13 protein-coding genes are annotated in these 14,263 nt (G+C 69.5%); 5 read left to right on the top strand and 8 right to left on the bottom strand.

Features of this window, described 5'->3' with window-relative positions:
* Positions 1–8 precede the first annotated feature (8 nt).
* Complete coding sequence (locus ACFWXC_RS45350) at positions 9–3,029, top strand: NACHT domain-containing protein (RefSeq protein WP_384488789.1); 3,021 nt, start codon at positions 9–11, stop codon at positions 3,027–3,029.
* Between the two features lie 62 nt (positions 3,030–3,091).
* Here ACFWXC_RS45350 and ACFWXC_RS45345 read toward each other — a convergent pair whose 3' ends face one another.
* Together ACFWXC_RS45345 and ACFWXC_RS45340 are read right to left on the bottom strand one after the other, a co-directional pair.
* Positions 3,092–3,289 (bottom strand): acyl-CoA carboxylase subunit epsilon, encoded by a 198-nt coding sequence (locus tag ACFWXC_RS45345; protein WP_089098553.1) that lies wholly within the window; start codon positions 3,287–3,289, stop codon positions 3,092–3,094.
* A 34-nt stretch (positions 3,290–3,323) separates the two neighbouring features.
* Complete coding sequence (locus ACFWXC_RS45340) at positions 3,324–4,919, bottom strand: acyl-CoA carboxylase subunit beta (RefSeq protein ID WP_384488786.1); 1,596 nt, start codon at positions 4,917–4,919, stop codon at positions 3,324–3,326.
* Positions 4,920–5,412: 493 nt separating this feature from the next.
* Here ACFWXC_RS45340 and ACFWXC_RS45335 point away from each other — a divergent pair, with 493 nt between their 5' ends.
* On the top strand, positions 5,413–6,012 hold the full coding sequence (locus tag ACFWXC_RS45335) for a YceI family protein (protein WP_384488784.1): 600 nt from the start codon (positions 5,413–5,415) through the stop codon (positions 6,010–6,012).
* Positions 6,013–6,116: 104 nt separating this feature from the next.
* Here ACFWXC_RS45335 and ACFWXC_RS45330 read toward each other — a convergent pair whose 3' ends face one another.
* From ACFWXC_RS45330 to ACFWXC_RS45315, 4 genes are all read right to left on the bottom strand, one after another.
* Positions 6,117–6,800 (bottom strand): DUF899 family protein, encoded by a 684-nt coding sequence (locus tag ACFWXC_RS45330; protein ID WP_384488782.1) that lies wholly within the window; start codon positions 6,798–6,800, stop codon positions 6,117–6,119.
* 130 nt (positions 6,801–6,930) lie between these two features.
* A complete protein-coding gene (locus ACFWXC_RS45325) occupies positions 6,931–7,950 on the bottom strand; it encodes an LLM class flavin-dependent oxidoreductase (protein WP_384488780.1) in 1,020 nt (339 codons plus the stop codon).
* 48 nt (positions 7,951–7,998) lie between these two features.
* Positions 7,999–8,730 carry an SDR family NAD(P)-dependent oxidoreductase gene (locus ACFWXC_RS45320; RefSeq protein WP_384488778.1) on the bottom strand — a complete coding sequence of 244 codons (732 nt, stop codon included), beginning with the start codon at positions 8,728–8,730 and terminating at the stop codon, positions 7,999–8,001.
* Positions 8,731–8,824: 94 nt separating this feature from the next.
* Positions 8,825–9,259: an ester cyclase gene (locus tag ACFWXC_RS45315; protein WP_384488804.1), complete on the bottom strand. Its 435-nt coding sequence runs from the start codon at positions 9,257–9,259 to the stop codon at positions 8,825–8,827.
* Here ACFWXC_RS45315 and ACFWXC_RS45310 point away from each other — a divergent pair.
* Complete coding sequence (locus ACFWXC_RS45310; RefSeq protein ID WP_384488776.1) at positions 9,249–9,989, top strand: TetR/AcrR family transcriptional regulator; 741 nt, start codon at positions 9,249–9,251, stop codon at positions 9,987–9,989. The two genes, ACFWXC_RS45315 and ACFWXC_RS45310, sit on opposite strands and share 11 nt — an antisense overlap.
* Before the next feature lie 183 nt (positions 9,990–10,172).
* Here ACFWXC_RS45310 and ACFWXC_RS45305 read toward each other — a convergent pair whose 3' ends face one another.
* Together ACFWXC_RS45305 and ACFWXC_RS45300 are read right to left on the bottom strand one after the other, a co-directional pair.
* Positions 10,173–11,126 carry an FAD-dependent monooxygenase gene (locus ACFWXC_RS45305; protein ID WP_384488774.1) on the bottom strand — a complete coding sequence of 318 codons (954 nt, stop codon included), beginning with the start codon at positions 11,124–11,126 and terminating at the stop codon, positions 10,173–10,175.
* Between the two features lie 18 nt (positions 11,127–11,144).
* The gene (locus tag ACFWXC_RS45300; RefSeq protein ID WP_384488772.1) at positions 11,145–12,002 is read right to left on the bottom strand and encodes an alpha/beta fold hydrolase; all 858 of its coding nucleotides are present in this window, start codon (positions 12,000–12,002) and stop codon (positions 11,145–11,147) included.
* 77 nt (positions 12,003–12,079) lie between these two features.
* On the opposite strand from ACFWXC_RS45300, the gene ACFWXC_RS45295 reads away from it, so the two are divergent.
* Entirely contained in the window at positions 12,080–12,934 is an 855-nt protein-coding gene (locus ACFWXC_RS45295) for a helix-turn-helix domain-containing protein (protein WP_384488770.1), read from the top strand.
* A gap of 510 nt (positions 12,935–13,444) precedes the next feature.
* Complete coding sequence (locus tag ACFWXC_RS45290; protein ID WP_384488802.1) at positions 13,445–14,227, top strand: serine protease; 783 nt, start codon at positions 13,445–13,447, stop codon at positions 14,225–14,227.
* Positions 14,228–14,263: the final 36 nt, after the last annotated feature.

The raw sequence follows: 14,263 nt of genomic DNA, 5'->3' as shown, positions 1-14,263 counted from the left end.
ACTGCGGGATGAGTGCTGAGGCAGCGGCGTTACGGCTGGGGACGACCGTGGCCCGCTCGGCGGCCCAGACCTGGCTGGGCGGGAAGCGGCGGGAGCAGGAACGCCGCATGGACATGGCCGAGTTGATACGGCTGCGGGTGCCGGGCCTGCGTCTGCAGCGCAGCGTGGAGCGGCAGTTCGGGGAGATGGCGGACGCGGTGTTCGACCGCCTCGCGCCGTTCCTGGACCGGGAGTTCGCGGGCCTGACGGAGTCCGGCCGCCTGGCCGTGGTCAACGGCGTGTGCGACACGTTCGCCGCCGCCGACCTGTCCGACGAGGCGATCCTGGCGACGGACGCGAACCCGGCTGAGGTGGTCCGCCGGGTCACCCGGTCGGTACGGCCACCGGTCGGCCTCGGCGAGGCGGAAGGCCGCCTGTACGAGCTGCTGTTCGCGGAGTGCGTCGAGTACTACGTCCGGATCGTGCGGGGTCTGCCGGTGTACGAGGAGCGGGCGCTGACGGAGCTGCTGGCGCGCACGACGTCCCTGGGCACGGAGATCGCCCGGGTCCTGGAGAAGCTGCCGGACAGATCGCTGTTCGCCCCCGAGGGCACGAACCGGGACGGGGACTTCCGGCGCCGGTACCTGGAGCTGGTGAGCACGACCCTGGACGAGGTGGAGCTGTTCCGGCGGGCCTCGGACCGGGCGGCGGCCCAGGTGCGGCTGTCCGTGGCGTACGTGAGCCTGCGGGCCACCGGCGACGAGAGCGGGACCCGGCTCGCCCGCCGCTCCCTGCCGCTCCTGCGGCCCGACATGAGCCTCTGGGAGGAGGGCGGGGGCGAGGCGGCCGGGATGCGCGTAGAGGCGGCTCTGGGCGGCTCCAGGCGGGTGCTGCTGCGCGGTGAGGCGGGCTCCGGCAAGACGACGCTGCTGCGCTGGCTGGCGGTCACGGCGGCCCGCGGGGCGTTCACCGGCGAGCTGGCCGACTGGAACGGCCTGACTCCGGTGTTCGTGAAACTGCGGGAGTTCAGCGGGCGGGCGCTGCCGGTGCCGGAGGCGATGCTGGACTCGGTGGCCGGGCAGATCACCGGGGTCATGCCGAAGGCGTGGGTGGAGCGGCAGCTGGCGGACGGGAAGGCGCTGCTGCTCATCGACGGCGTGGACGAGCTGCTGGACGCCGAGCGGCGGGGCGTCCGGGAGTGGCTGCGCAGGCTGCTGGCGGCGTACGGGGAGGTACGCGTCGTGGTCACCTCGCGTCCGGCGGCGGCCGGGGCGGACTGGCTGCGGCGAGAGGAGTTCACGGCCCTCCACCTGGACCGGATGACACCGCCCGACCTGGCGGCCTTCGTACGGCAGTGGCACCGGGCGGTACAGGAGCTGGGCGACGAGTTGCCGTGTCCGGCGGAGGAACTGCCGCGCTACGAGCAGTCGCTGCTCACCAGCCTCAAGGACCGGCCGCATCTCCAGTCCCTGGCGGGCACCCCCCTGCTGGCGGCGATGCTGTGCGCGATGCACCTGAACCGGGGCAGCCAGCTCCCCCGCGACCGGATGGAGCTGTACCGCAACGCGCTCCACACCCTGGTCCACGACCGGGACGCCAACCGGAACGTCCCCAGTGCGCTGGACAGCCGCCTGAGCCTCGGCGACAAGCTGGTGCTGCTGCGCGACCTGGCGTGGCGGCTGTCGGACAACAACCGCAGCGACGTTCCGCTTGATCAGGCTGCTCTGTACGTCAGGCGGAAGCTCGCGGGCATGCGGCACCTGGAGGAACAGGACGGCGACAAGGTGCTGGCGCAGTTGCGGGGCCGCTCGGGGGTGCTGCGCTCCCCCGCCGAGGGCCGGCTGGACTTCGTCCACCGCACGTTCCAGGAGTACCTGGCCGCCGAGGAGGCCACGGAGGAGGACCGCATCGGCAACCTGGTGGGCCGGGCCCACCAGGACCTGTGGCGGGAGACGGTCATCATGGCCGCGGGCCACGCGAACCGCCCCCAGCGCGAGGAACTCCTGGGCGGCATTCTGGACCGGGCCGACTCCGAACCCCGGTACGGGCGAAAGCTGCGGCTGCTGGCGGCGGCTTGCCAGGAGACGGTACCGGAGCTTTCGGAAAGCCTCGCGGAGCGGCTGGACACGGCGGTGGACACCTTGCTTCCGCCCCGCCGGGCGACAGAGGCCATCGGGCTCGCGGCGGTGGGGACGAGCCTGCTGCGCAAGCTGCCTCCGTCACTCGGCTCATTGACAGAGAAGGCGGCTGTCCACACGGTGCGGGCGGTGACACTGATCGGCGGACCGGATGCTCTTGCACTGCTGGCGGGCTACGTCAGCGAGGAACGCGACCCGGTAATCGACGAACTGATCCTCGGCTGGGCCTACTTCGACGCCGAGGCCTACGCCGAACGGGTCCTGTCGCGGCTGCCGCTGGAACATCACGACGTCGAACTCACCCGCTCCGACCAGTGGCGCCTCCTGCCCCGCCTCCCCGGTCTGCAGTCGGTGACCATCCAGCATCAGATCCACGACTTCACCTCCGTCGCCGAGCTTCCACCGCTGGCCACTCTCATCGCATGGTCGCTGAAAGGCCGCGTGGATCTGTCGGTGCTGCGGGCTCACCCCAACCTGGGCGGGCTCATCCTGTACGGAGACATCTCGCTGAGCCACCTGGATGCGCTGCACGAACTGACACGGCTGGCATACCTGGCTCTCGACGTCCGGGGCGGGCCGGATCTGGGCAGGCTGCGCCTGGGGCCGAAAATGCGCCACCTCGCCTTCCTGACAGCGGGTCCGGAGACGGATCTGTCCGTTGTGAAGCGGCATCCCGACATCACGGTTATGGACGTCTACGGCAGCTCATACGGCATTCCCAAAGGGCTGTCGACGATCTCGACCCGGACGGGGCTGCTGAATCTGGGCCTCCACAACATCGACGTCACCTCATGGTTGCGGGCCCCGGATTTCGTCCCCCCGACGGTGGAGCATCTCACTCTCCACAACTGCGTCCTCCCCGACGACCCGGGCGCCCTCGACTTCCCCGGTGTCACTGTCGTTGTCACCTGAGGAACGCCGCGACCCCGCCCTCCCGAAGGGAAAGCGGGGTCGCAGTCACGTCGCGCTGAAGCTCAGTGCCAGCTGTGCGGTGCTCGGAAGCCGTTTTCGCGTTCCAGGCGGCGCCAGCCCGCCTTCGCGCGGCCTCGGTGGGTCTGCTCGGTGTCGGCGGTCGGCCGGGCGGCCGCGCGGGCCAGGAGGACCGCCGTTATGGCGGCGACTTCCTCCGGGTCTGCGTTGCCCTTCTCCACGCGAATGTCAGGGACGTTCATGGATTCAGTCTCCGTGAGAGAGGTTTCCGCAGGATTACTGCGGGGGGTTGCCGTGCTTACGCGACGGCAGGTCGGCGTGCTTGGTGTGCAGCATCGCCAGCGACTTGGCGAGCACCTCGCGGGTCTCGGCCGGGTCGATGACGTCGTCGACCAGGCCGCGCTCGGCCGCGTAGTAGGGGTGCATGAGCTCGGCCTTGTACTCCTTGACCATCTTCTGCCGCATGGCCTCGGGGTCCTCGGCGGAGGCGATCTGCCGGCGGAAGATCACGTTGGCCGCACCCTCGGCGCCCATGACCGCGATCTCGTTCGTCGGCCAGGCGTACGTCAGGTCGGCACCGATCGACTGGGAGTCCATGACGATGTAGGCACCTCCGTACGCCTTGCGCAGGATCAGGGAGATCCGGGGCACGGTCGCGTTGCAGTAGGCGTAGAGGAGCTTCGCGCCGTGACGGATGATCCCGCCGTGCTCCTGGTCGACACCGGGGAGGAAGCCCGGTACGTCCAGGAATGTGACGATCGGAACATTGAAAGCGTCACACATCTGAACAAAGCGCGCAGCTTTTTCACTCGCCTCGATGTCCAGGACGCCCGCGAGGACCTGCGGCTGGTTGGCGATGATGCCGACCACCTGGCCGTCGATGCGGGCGAGCGCGCAGATGATGTTCCGCGCCCAGCGCTCGTGGACCTCCAGGTACTCGCCGTCGTCGACGATCTCCTCGATGACCTTGGTCATGTCGTACGGCCGGTTGCCGTCGGCCGGGACGAGGTCGAGGAGGACGTCGCTGCGGCGGTCGACGGGGTCCGTGGACTCGACGCGCGGGGGGTTCTCGCGGTTGTTCTGCGGGAGCAGCGAGAGGAGGTAGCGGACCTCCGCGATGCAGGTCTCCTCGTCGTCGTACGCGAAGTGGCAGACGCCGGAGGTCTCGGCGTGCACGTCGGCGCCGCCGAGGCCGTTCTGGGTGATCTCCTCGCCGGTGACCGCCTTGACGACGTCCGGGCCGGTGATGAACATCTGCGAGGTCTCGCGGACCATGAAGACGAAGTCGGTCAGGGCGGGGCTGTAGGCCGCGCCGCCGGCGCAGGGGCCGAGCATCACGGAGATCTGCGGGATGACACCGGACGCCTTGGTGTTGCGCTGGAAGATGCCGCCGTAGCCGGCGAGGGCGGAGACGCCCTCCTGGATACGGGCGCCGGCGCCGTCGTTCAGGGACACCAGCGGGGCGCCGGCCGCGATGGCCATGTCCATGATTTTGTGGATCTTGGTGGCGTGGGCCTCACCCAGCGCGCCGCCGAAGATCCGGAAGTCATGGGCGTACACGAAGACCGTACGGCCCTCGACCGTGCCCCAGCCGGTGATGACGCCGTCGGTGTAGGGCTTCTTGGCCTCCAGGCCGAAGCCGACCGCGCGGTGCCGGCGCAGCTGCTCGACCTCCTGGAAGGAGTCCGGGTCCAGGAGCAGCTCGATACGCTCCCGGGCCGTCAGCTTGCCCTTGGCATGCTGCGCCTCGGTCGCCTTCTCGCTGGGCCCCGCCACGGCCACCGCACGGATCTCGTGCAGCTCGGCGACCCGCCCGCGCGCGTCCGTCGGCTCGCCGGTGGGCTCACCCGTCGTCTCTTCCAAAACGGTCATGTAGCGACCTTACGAAGGACACCAAGGATTACGAGACGTCGACTCCGTACAGTCTCCGACCCGTTTTCCTGGAACCACTGAACAGAACCAGAACGACATGCAGCCGTTCCGACTGCTCAGAGGGCTGTGGCGTTGTAGGGGTGCCACAAAGGCGACGCCTGAGACGCGCCTCACATTCGTGGGTGGCCCATACCACCCCCGGAGTGAAGGGGCCCCCGGACGGCGGGTCCGCCGCCCGCTCCGTCCGCGGCGCGGCCCACTCTCCACCGAGCCTAACCCGCACGCCCGCCACACCCTCCCGTCACGTCGCGATCCAGCACACACGACGTTACGCTGCGTAATAAGCGCGACACGGGAACGCATGATGTTGAAGGTTGTACGGAATAGGGCTACGGTAGGCGCCGTTCAGTTCGTTGAACGTTAAACATCAACGGTCCGCGCCTTCGGCATCCACCGCTCCCAGGCCGCGACCCGTCCCCTCAAGGAGCACGTCATGGGCATCTTCGGCCGCAAGAACGACGACACCGCCACCGCCGCCGTCCCCGGCGCCGACACGGCCACGCTGACCGGCGACTACACGATCGACCCGGCGCACACCACGCTCGGCTTCGTGGCCCGGCACGCGATGGTCACCAACGTCAAGGGCAGCTTCCAGGAGTTCGAGGGCTCGCTGCACCTGGACGGCGCGGACCCGGCGAAGTCCACGGCCTCGCTCGACATCAAGATGGAGAGCATCACCACGGGCAGCCCGGACCGTGACGGTCACCTGAAGTCGGCGGACTTCTTCAAGACGGACGAGTTCCCGACCATGACCTTCCGTTCCACCAAGGCCGAGGCCGTCGGCGGCGACGACTACCGCATCACCGGCGACCTCACGATCCTCGGTGTCACCAAGCCGGTCACCATCGACCTGGAGTTCAACGGCGTGGCCAAGGACCCGTTCGGCAACGAGCGCGTCGGTTTCGAGGGCAAGGCCGAGATCAAGCGCTCCGACTGGGGCGTGACCTGGAATGCCTCGCTGGAGACCGGTGGCGTGCTCGTCTCCGACAAGATCAAGCTGAACTTCGACATCTCCGCCATCAAGAACGCGTGAGCCCGCGGCGCCGGACCACCGGCCCCGATCACGCCCGCTGAGCGCCCGCCCTCGACTCCCCTGAGGGCGGGCGCTCGGCCGTGTCCGGACGTCCCGCGGGTGTCCTAGTAGTCGATGGCCGGGTACCAGTCGCCACGCCCTCGCGGGGTGAGGTCGAGGAGGTGCCAGACGGGCGTCAGCAGGTCGATGCCGCGCTCCTGGATGTCGTCGGCCATGCGCGGATGGGCGGAGTAGGTGTGCCGGACGGTGCCGTCGCCGTCGCGGGTGAAGACGGTGACCGTGGAGTCCTGCGCGCCGTCCTTGTCCTCACTGCCGAGGTCGTACTTGAACGTGCTGTCACCACAGCTGAGCAGCCGCAGCCGGTGCCAGCCGCGGTCGCGGGCGTACTGGCGGAGGGTGGGCGGGTCGGCGGCCGCGGCGATGACGAAGTCCGCGTTCCGGGCCACGTGGTGGGCGATGCCGTCGTAGCCGTCGATCCACATCGTGCACATCGGGCAGGCGCTGGTCTGGAGCTTGCCGTACATGAAGTGATAGACGATCAGCGGGCGTTCGGGGCCGGAGAACAGCTCGCTCAGCCCGACCTCACGGACCGGGGTGTCACCGGCGCCGAGGTCGCCGGGCCCTTCGAGGAAGACGTAGTCGTCGACGGCCGGCCCCGGCGGGAGCGCCCGGCGCAGCGCCGCGACCTCCTCCCGGCGCCGCATCAGCTCGATCTCGGCCAGCCTCAGCTCCTCTCGGGCGCCGAGATACTCCCCGGACTCCCCGACCAGCCTCGTCTGCCGCACCATCGCGTCCTCCTGGGGTGGGGTCCCCCGTGGCGGTCCTTCGAGTCTAGGACGGCGCCCTCGATCGCTCCCCTCGGAGACCGCACGGACGATGACGGAGCGCACGCCGTCGGCGACGGAATCGCCCGCTGCCTCAGCTCGTGCGCCGGGCATGGCGCACATCAGGATGTACGTCGCCGGCGACGGCGATGAAGCGTTCGAGTTCGCCGGGGATGTCGGGGCCGGTGGGCTGGTAGACGATTTCGGTGATGCCGTCCCGGGCGTAGGTGCCGAGCTGGTCGCGGATGCGGTCGGGGGTTCCGGTGACGGTGGTGGAGGTGACCGCCTGCCAGCTCCCGGCGTTCCAGGCGGCGCTGTCGGCCGCGTTGAGGTCGGTGAGGTGCTGATCGTGGACGGCGAGGTGGCGTTCGCGGTGGGGGTGCGCGGTGATGCTGTCGAGCCAGGCCTGTCCGCCGGGCAGGGAGGTGGGGTCGCCGCCGAATTCGTGGGCGGCGTGGTAGGCCAGAGCGTTGCCGGGGCCGGCGGCGGCACGGACGCGAGGGGAGTCGAGTGGTTCGTCCTCGCTCAGGACGGTGCCGTGGATGCCCAGGGCGGACCAGATGAACTCGTGGGCGTGGGCGGTTTCGCCGTTGACGGTGAAGAGACCGTCGGCGATCTCGTGGGTGACGGCGAGACCTTTGGGGCCGAGAGCGGACACCAGCACCGGGATGTCGACGGGGCGCCGGGGTGCGTTCGTACCGGGATGCATCATGCGGATGGGGGCGCCGTCCCATTCCACGGTGTCACCGCGCAGCAGGCCTCGTACGGTTCGGACGTACGCTCCGAGGTAGGACCAGGTGGCCGGGGATGCTCCGAGGGCCCGCGTGCCGTTGAACCCGGTGCCGAAGGCGAGGGCCACACGGCCGGGTGCGAGGGCGGCGAGCGTGGCGGCACCGGAGGCGTTGACCATCGGATGGCGCAGTGTCGGGACGAGGACGCCGGGCGCGAGGCCGATGCGGTGGGTGCGTGCGGCGGCCAGCGCCAGCATCGCCCAGACGTCGGGGCTCTGGGCGGGGGTGTCATGGAGCCAGGCGCGGTGGTAGCCCAACTGCTCGGCGACGGCGATGTGCTCGGGCGAGTGCAGGGATGTGGCGAACTGGCAGGAGATGTCCATCGGTCGGGCTCCTAGGGCAGGACGGAGGGCAGACGCGGCGTCGCGGCATCAGATCTGCGCTCGGCCGCCATCGACGAACAGCTCGATTCCCGTGACGAAGCTGGAATCGTCCGAGGCCAGAAAAAGTGCCGCCTTGGCGACTTCGTCGGGCTCGCCCAGGCGGCCCATGGGAATGGTGGACGTAATCTGCGCGATGGCGTCGTGAGACCGAGTCGCCGCAAGCAGGGGTGTCTCGATCGGTCCAGGACTGAGGACGTTGGACCGGATGCGGCGATGTTGCAGCTCCACCGTCCATCCTCGAACGAAATTCCGGATGGCGGCCTTGCTTGCTCCGTAGATCCAGAACGCGGGTGTTCCCTTGATGCTCGCGACGGAGCCCGTGAGGATGATGGAGGCGCCGTCATTCAAGAGCGGCAGGGCCTTTTGTACCGTAAAGAGCGCCCCCTTCACGTTTATGTTGAAAATTTTGTCGAAATTGTCTTCCGTGACATCTTCCAGTGAAACCAGCTCGCCCAGGCCGGCATTGGCGAACACGACATCGATGCGCCCCTTCGCCTTGACGCTCTCGTAGAGGCGGTCAAGGTCGGCCATGTCGGTGACGTCTCCCTGAACGCCGGACACGTTGCCCCCGATCGCCTTCACGGCTTCATCGAGTTCTTTCCGGCGGCGGCCCGTGATGAAGACATAGGCGCCTTCTTCGGCGAAGAGCTTCGCGGTGGCCAGTCCGATCCCCGTCGTGCCGCCGGTGACGACCGCTACTTTTCCCTGCAACTTGCCCATGGTCACTGCTCCCGATATTGGAAAACATGGCTGTCTCAACGGCAGAGGTCCGCTCCGGATGCCGTGGACGGGCTGCCGGTATGCGGCAGTCCGGTCAGCTGCCGGGCGGGAAGCGGTCGCCGAACATCGGCAGACCGCTGACGGACTCGGTGCGGGTCGCCTCGTCCTGCAGGACGTCCCAGTGCTCGGCGAGCCTGCCGTTCTCGATGCGCACCACGTCGGCCGCCACCGAGGCGGCGGGGCTGCCGGTGCCGGTGAAGCGGCCGTAGAGCATGACGTGGTCGCCTTCGGCGAGCACGAGCTGGTGTTCGTAGCGCAGCGTGTCGGGCAGGGAGCGGATCAGGTCGAACAGCCCCGCGCGCCCCGGTGCGATGTGCGCGCTGTGCTGGATGTAGCGCTCCGACCAGAAGTCTTCGGCGGCGTCGTAGTCACGGTGGTTGAACAGCGTCTCGAACGCGTTCAGGACCAGTTTCTTGTTCTGTTCGGGTGTCGTCATGCCGGCCTCCAGGAGATAGCCGATGGGCTCCATCACGCATCACAATGTCGATCGACATTGTTTTTACGCCTGCCGCACGGCGATGTCAATGACGATCGACATTGAGATCTTGGGTCCGGCTCGCTACAGTCCTCCGAAGAGCTGGGATTGGGAGGAGACAGTGGGCGTCTCGAAGCAGCAGGCGGCAGAGAACCGAGAGGCGATCATCGCCGCCGCGGACGGCCTGTTCCGTGAGCGCGGCGTCGATGCCGTCGGCCTCGTCGAGCTGATGGGCGCGGCCGGAATGACGCGCGGTGGCTTCTACAACCACTTCGCCTCGAAGGACGCGCTCGTCGACGCGGTCGTCACCAAGGCGATGGCGGACGGGTTCGGCAACCTCGACGAAGCCGTCACGGCATCCGAGGCCCGCGGCAGCGACCCGCTCGCAGAACGGATCGACTGGTACCTGTCGCCTGAACACCGTGCCGACGTCGAACACGGCTGCCCCAACACGGGCTTCGCCGGCGACGCCCGCCGACTGGAGCCGGCCGCCCGGGCGCACTACGCGAAGGGCCTGGCGGCCAACCTCGACCGTTTCACGCAGATCGTCCAGGCGCCCGGACTCGACGAAGGCGAGCGGCGAGCACGCGCCATCGCACTGTTCAGCGAGATGGCCGGGGCCCTGCTTCTGTCACGCGCCGTCGCCGATGCCGACCCCGCCCTCGCCGACGAAATCCTCGACAGCGCACGCACCGACCTGCGCGGCCGCACCAGTACTGCGTGAGGCCGCGACAGGCGGTCCTCGCGCGGTGTTCCATCCGTGCAGGTGCGATGGGTGTGGACGTCAGGAATCCGTCGGCGTTTCCACCGCCCGGTGTTTCGGGACCGCGGTTGATGCCCTAGGGCGCCCCGGTCGAGCCGGCCTCAGTGGAGCTTCGTCGGGGCCCGGGGAACAACGGTGTGGCGTTCACTCCGCCCCGAGCCCGCCTCCGGGGTCGCCCGCGAGGCCGACCCGGCCACGTGATGCGGTGGGCGACGGCGAGTAATCGTCGACGGTCATGGAGTTGTGGAGACGTGCGCTCTTGGTGGTGAGGCGGAGGAGAGCGCGGCTGGGCCCCGCGGGCAGGGTGGAGATCAGGCGGGCGCCCTGGGCCAGTCCACGCACAGCGAGGCGTGAGGTGGGGATCAGGTCGTCGAACGCACCGCGCAGCAGCTCCTTCTGCCGGGGCACGTCGCGGTGGTGGTCGAGTTCGCGCTCGCTCCGGAACAGGAACAACACCCGCGCGTCTGCGAGGTGCCGCGCGCCGTACATGCCGGCAGTGCGGCCGACGCCGACGTGGATGAGGAGCTCGCCGTCGAGCGCGGAGACGTTCGGCAGGGTCAGCACCGCGAGATGGGCCCCGATGAAGGCGCTGAAGCGGGACTCGTCGCCGAAGACGAGTCGGCGCACGGTGGAGTGCAACCCGTCCGCGCCGACGACCAGGTCGAAGCGGCGCGGCGCGGCGTTTTCGAACCGCACCCCGCCGTCGGGCGAGATCGCGGTGATCGAATCGCCGAAGAGATACTCGACGTCGTCGCGCGCGGCGTCGTAGTAGATCTCGCTCAGGTCGTCGCGCATGATCTCCACGTGCCGGTCGGAGGTGGCACTGAAGATCTTGGAGAGGTCCACCCGGACGGGACGCCGCGCGCCCTCCTGGTGGACAGTCATCCGGTTGGTGCCGGTGGCCCGCTCCTCGACGCGCGGGAGCACGCCCATCTTCTCCGAGATGTTCATCGCCGGCCGGAACAGGTCGACCGCGTGGCCGCCGGTCTTGCGTGGAGTCGGCGCGCGCTCGACGACGGTGACAGAGAAGCCGTGCCGGGTGAGCCAGTACGCCAGCACGGGACCGGCGACGCCGGCGCCGGAGACGAGAATCCGCATGGCACCCCTCTTTGTCATTCAGTCCACCCGTACGGAGTGGATCGTGGTGAAGGCCAGCAGGGGGGTGGCGGTCCGCGGGGGATCCTCGAGGATGGGTGAGTGTCCGAGACCGGGCAGCAACTCGACTTTCGCGCCCGGAACGGCCCGGTAGTCGGCGGCGGACGAGGATCGCCACCTGCGGTCGTCCTCGCCGAAGATCACCAGCAGCGGCTTGCCGAGGGCCATGAGCCGGTCCGGGAGCGCCTGCTGCACCAGGTATTCGCGGGTGGCCTGCATCGTTGCGGTGAGCGTGTGATGGGTCATGCGGCGCACGTCGTCCAGGAGTTCGGGTGGGATCCGGTAGCCCGCGCGGCTGAAACCGGTGCTCGCGAACAGACGGAGCTGCTCGTCGGTCGGCGGCCACTGCGCGAGTCCGGTTGCGGCGGACGGCGGTGCGATGAAGGCGTCCAGGCTGGGGCCGGTGTTGATGAGCGCGAGCGCGGTCACCAGGTCGGGTCGCCGTTCGGCGAGGGCGGTGGCGACGACGCCGCCGCTGGAATGACCTATGACCACGGCGTGCTCGACGCCGAGCCGGTCCAGTGCCACGCCGGCCCGGCGTGCCTGGTCCGGGAGGGCGTAGCTGCGGTCGGCCGGTTTGGCCGACCGGCCGTGCCCGAGCAGGTCGATCCGGATGACGCGGTGAGATCCGGTCAGCAGCGGAACCATCGGGTTCCACGAGCGGGTCGAGGATGCGGACCCGTGGACGAGGAGGAGTGCGGGGGCGTCGCGGGGGCCGTCCTGGCACACGTGGATGTCGCCGTCGTCCAGCGACAGGGTCGAACTCTCGGTGGCCTCGGCGCCGCCCTTCATGTGCGGCTCGCCGTCAGAAACAGTCATGAGCCCACTGTCGCCGCGGGTGCCCGCCGACGGATTGGACAAATGTTCCCCTCGGTCGGCTCAACTAGCATGGGATCGTGCGGACTTTCGTGCACGGTGCGGCTGTGTGGGATGTCGCATGCCCGCGGCGGCCCAGCCGGGTGGCCGGTCTCACCATGGCCGGGTTCCGTGTCCGTGACCTGGACGCGCTCCGGATGGTCCCGCACCCGGCCGTGACCCTGCTCCTGGAGTTCGGCGCCGGCTCGCCCGTCGTCGACTGTGCCTCCGGGCAGCAGCAGCGGGGAAGCATCGTCGCCGGGCCCGGGCTCGGGTCCGGTGGCGCGGTCCGGGCGCGAGGCGAGAACGTCGAGTGTGTGCAGGTACGTCTGTCCCCGGTGATCGCACGCGCTGTCCTGGGTGCCTCCCCCGCCGACCTCGACGGCGGCGTCGTGCCCTTGGGTGACCTGTGGGGCCGGGAGGCGTCCCGGATCCGCGAGCGACTCGGCGATCTCCCGTCGTGGCAGGATCGCTTCGCGTTGGCGGACGCGCTGCTCGCCCGCCGGTATGAGGCGGGCCCGCCGGTGGACCCGGAGGTGGCCTGGGCCTGGCGCCGGATCGTCAGCAGCCGTGGTCTGGTCCGGGTCGACGGACTCGCCGCCGAGGTCGGATGGAGCCGTAAGAGGCTGTGGTCGCGGTTCCGGTCGCAGCTCGGCCTGCCGCCCAAGCGCGCCGTGAAGCTGGTCCGCTTCGATCACGCCGCCCACCGCCTGGTCGCGGGTGAGGGCGCGGCCCGCGTCGCGGCCGAAACCGGCTACGCCGACCAGTCCCACCTGCACCGGGAGGTCAAGGCGTTCACCGGGGCGACCCCCGCGACCGTGGCCGGCGAGCCGTTTCTCGCCGTTGACGACATCGCATGGCCGAGCCGCGGAACACCCGCCAAGCCTCACCTCTGAGCCGAGAAGACCGCGACGATTCAGGCCAGTCGCGCGCGGAACGCCCACAGTGGTGCGGGCCCCGGCCGTGTTCCGGCTCCGGTGAGGCCGGCCGGAGGCGGAAGCCGCGGCCCGGCCGTACGCCGTGGAGCACGGCGTTGGTGGTCAGTTCGCTCACGCAGAGCAGTACGTCGCCCGCGCGCGGCCCGACCTCCCGGTCAGTCAGTGCCGTGCGGGTGAAGTCGCGGGCCACGCCGACGGATCTGCGGTCCCGGCGGCGGAACGCCTCGCAGGTGTGGGGGTGTTGGGGGCACTGGTGGGGGAGGTTCGGTGGCCGCTCACGCGGCTCGGGGCGCCGTCCTCGTAGGTATGGCCGGATCGCACCCCTTGTGTGACCGCTCACAGCGTTCCCATAATCCAGCAACAGAATTTGACGAGCCCATGCCATCACATGGCTATTCCTTTACGGCCCTCGTGAACCCCTTCATTGGCATGCGCATGTCATACACACCCCCCACGGAAGGCATCACGTTGAAGAAGCTCCTCAAGGCGCTCAAGAGATGCGCGGTCGCCGGTGCGGCCGCCCTCGCGGTCGTCAGCCTTCAGCCCGTCTCCTCCGCGCAGGCCGCCCCGCAGCCCGTCGTCGGCGGAACCCGGGCCACGCAGGGCGAGTTCCCGTTCATGGTCCGGCTCTCCATGGGCTGCGGCGGCGCGCTCTACACCCCGCAGATCGTGCTCACCGCCGCGCACTGTGTGAGCGGCACCGGCGCCAACACCAGCATCACGGCCACCGCCGGTGTCGTGGACCTCCAGTCGACCACCGGCCGGGTCCAGGTCAGGTCCACCTACGTCTACCGGGCCCCCGGCTACAACGGCAACGGCAAGGACTGGGCGCTCATCAAGCTCGCCTCGCCCATCAACCTGACGACGCTGCCCATCGCCACCACCACGACGTACAACACCGGCACCTTCAACATCGCCGGCTGGGGCTCGGCCAGCGAGGGCGGCGCCCAGCAGCGCTACCTCCTCAAGGCGACCGTGCCGTTCGTCAGCGACGCCACCTGCCGCTCCTACAGCGGCTACAGCGGCCTGGTCGCGAGCGACGAGATCTGCGCCGGCTACGCGTCAGGCGGCGTCGACACCTGCCAGGGCGACTCCGGCGGACCCATGTTCCGCAGGGACAGCGCCGGCGCGTGGATCCAGGTCGGCATAGTCAGCTGGGGCATCGGCTGCGCCCGGGCCAACGCCCCCGGTGTCTACTCCGAGGTCTCGACCTTCGCCTCCGCGATCGCCGCGGCGGCGGCAACGCTCTGAAGCACGGCTCGTACACCTCGTACGCCTCGTACACCT

The organism is Streptomyces sp. NPDC058683 (genome assembly GCF_042716195.1).
Classification (GTDB): Bacteria; Actinomycetota; Actinomycetes; order Streptomycetales; family Streptomycetaceae; genus Streptomyces.
This window is presented reverse-complemented; position numbering and strand designations above follow the sequence as displayed.

What these genes read in the sequence shown, in the direction of transcription:
- ACFWXC_RS45305 (WP_384488774.1), bottom strand. Translation starts at nt 11,126, where the DNA reads ATGCGGATTCTCGTCTCCGGCGCCGGCGTCGCCGGTCCCGTGCTGGCG.
- ACFWXC_RS45320 (WP_384488778.1), bottom strand. Translation starts at nt 8,730, where the DNA reads ATGGGCAAGTTGCAGGGAAAAGTAGCGGTCGTCACCGGCGGCACGACG.
- ACFWXC_RS45315 (WP_384488804.1), bottom strand. Translation starts at nt 9,259, where the DNA reads ATGGAGCCCATCGGCTATCTCCTGGAGGCCGGCATGACGACACCCGAA.
- ACFWXC_RS45330 (WP_384488782.1), bottom strand. Translation starts at nt 6,800, where the DNA reads ATGGTGCGGCAGACGAGGCTGGTCGGGGAGTCCGGGGAGTATCTCGGC.
- ACFWXC_RS45335 (WP_384488784.1), top strand. Translation starts at nt 5,413, where the DNA reads ATGGGCATCTTCGGCCGCAAGAACGACGACACCGCCACCGCCGCCGTC.
- ACFWXC_RS45345 (WP_089098553.1), bottom strand. Translation starts at nt 3,289, where the DNA reads ATGAACGTCCCTGACATTCGCGTGGAGAAGGGCAACGCAGACCCGGAG.
- ACFWXC_RS45300 (WP_384488772.1), bottom strand. Translation starts at nt 12,002, where the DNA reads ATGACTGTTTCTGACGGCGAGCCGCACATGAAGGGCGGCGCCGAGGCC.
- ACFWXC_RS45350 (WP_384488789.1), top strand. Translation starts at nt 9, where the DNA reads ATGAGTGCTGAGGCAGCGGCGTTACGGCTGGGGACGACCGTGGCCCGC.
- ACFWXC_RS45310 (WP_384488776.1), top strand. Translation starts at nt 9,249, where the DNA reads ATGGGCTCCATCACGCATCACAATGTCGATCGACATTGTTTTTACGCC.
- ACFWXC_RS45325 (WP_384488780.1), bottom strand. Translation starts at nt 7,950, where the DNA reads ATGGACATCTCCTGCCAGTTCGCCACATCCCTGCACTCGCCCGAGCAC.
- ACFWXC_RS45340 (WP_384488786.1), bottom strand. Translation starts at nt 4,919, where the DNA reads ATGACCGTTTTGGAAGAGACGACGGGTGAGCCCACCGGCGAGCCGACG.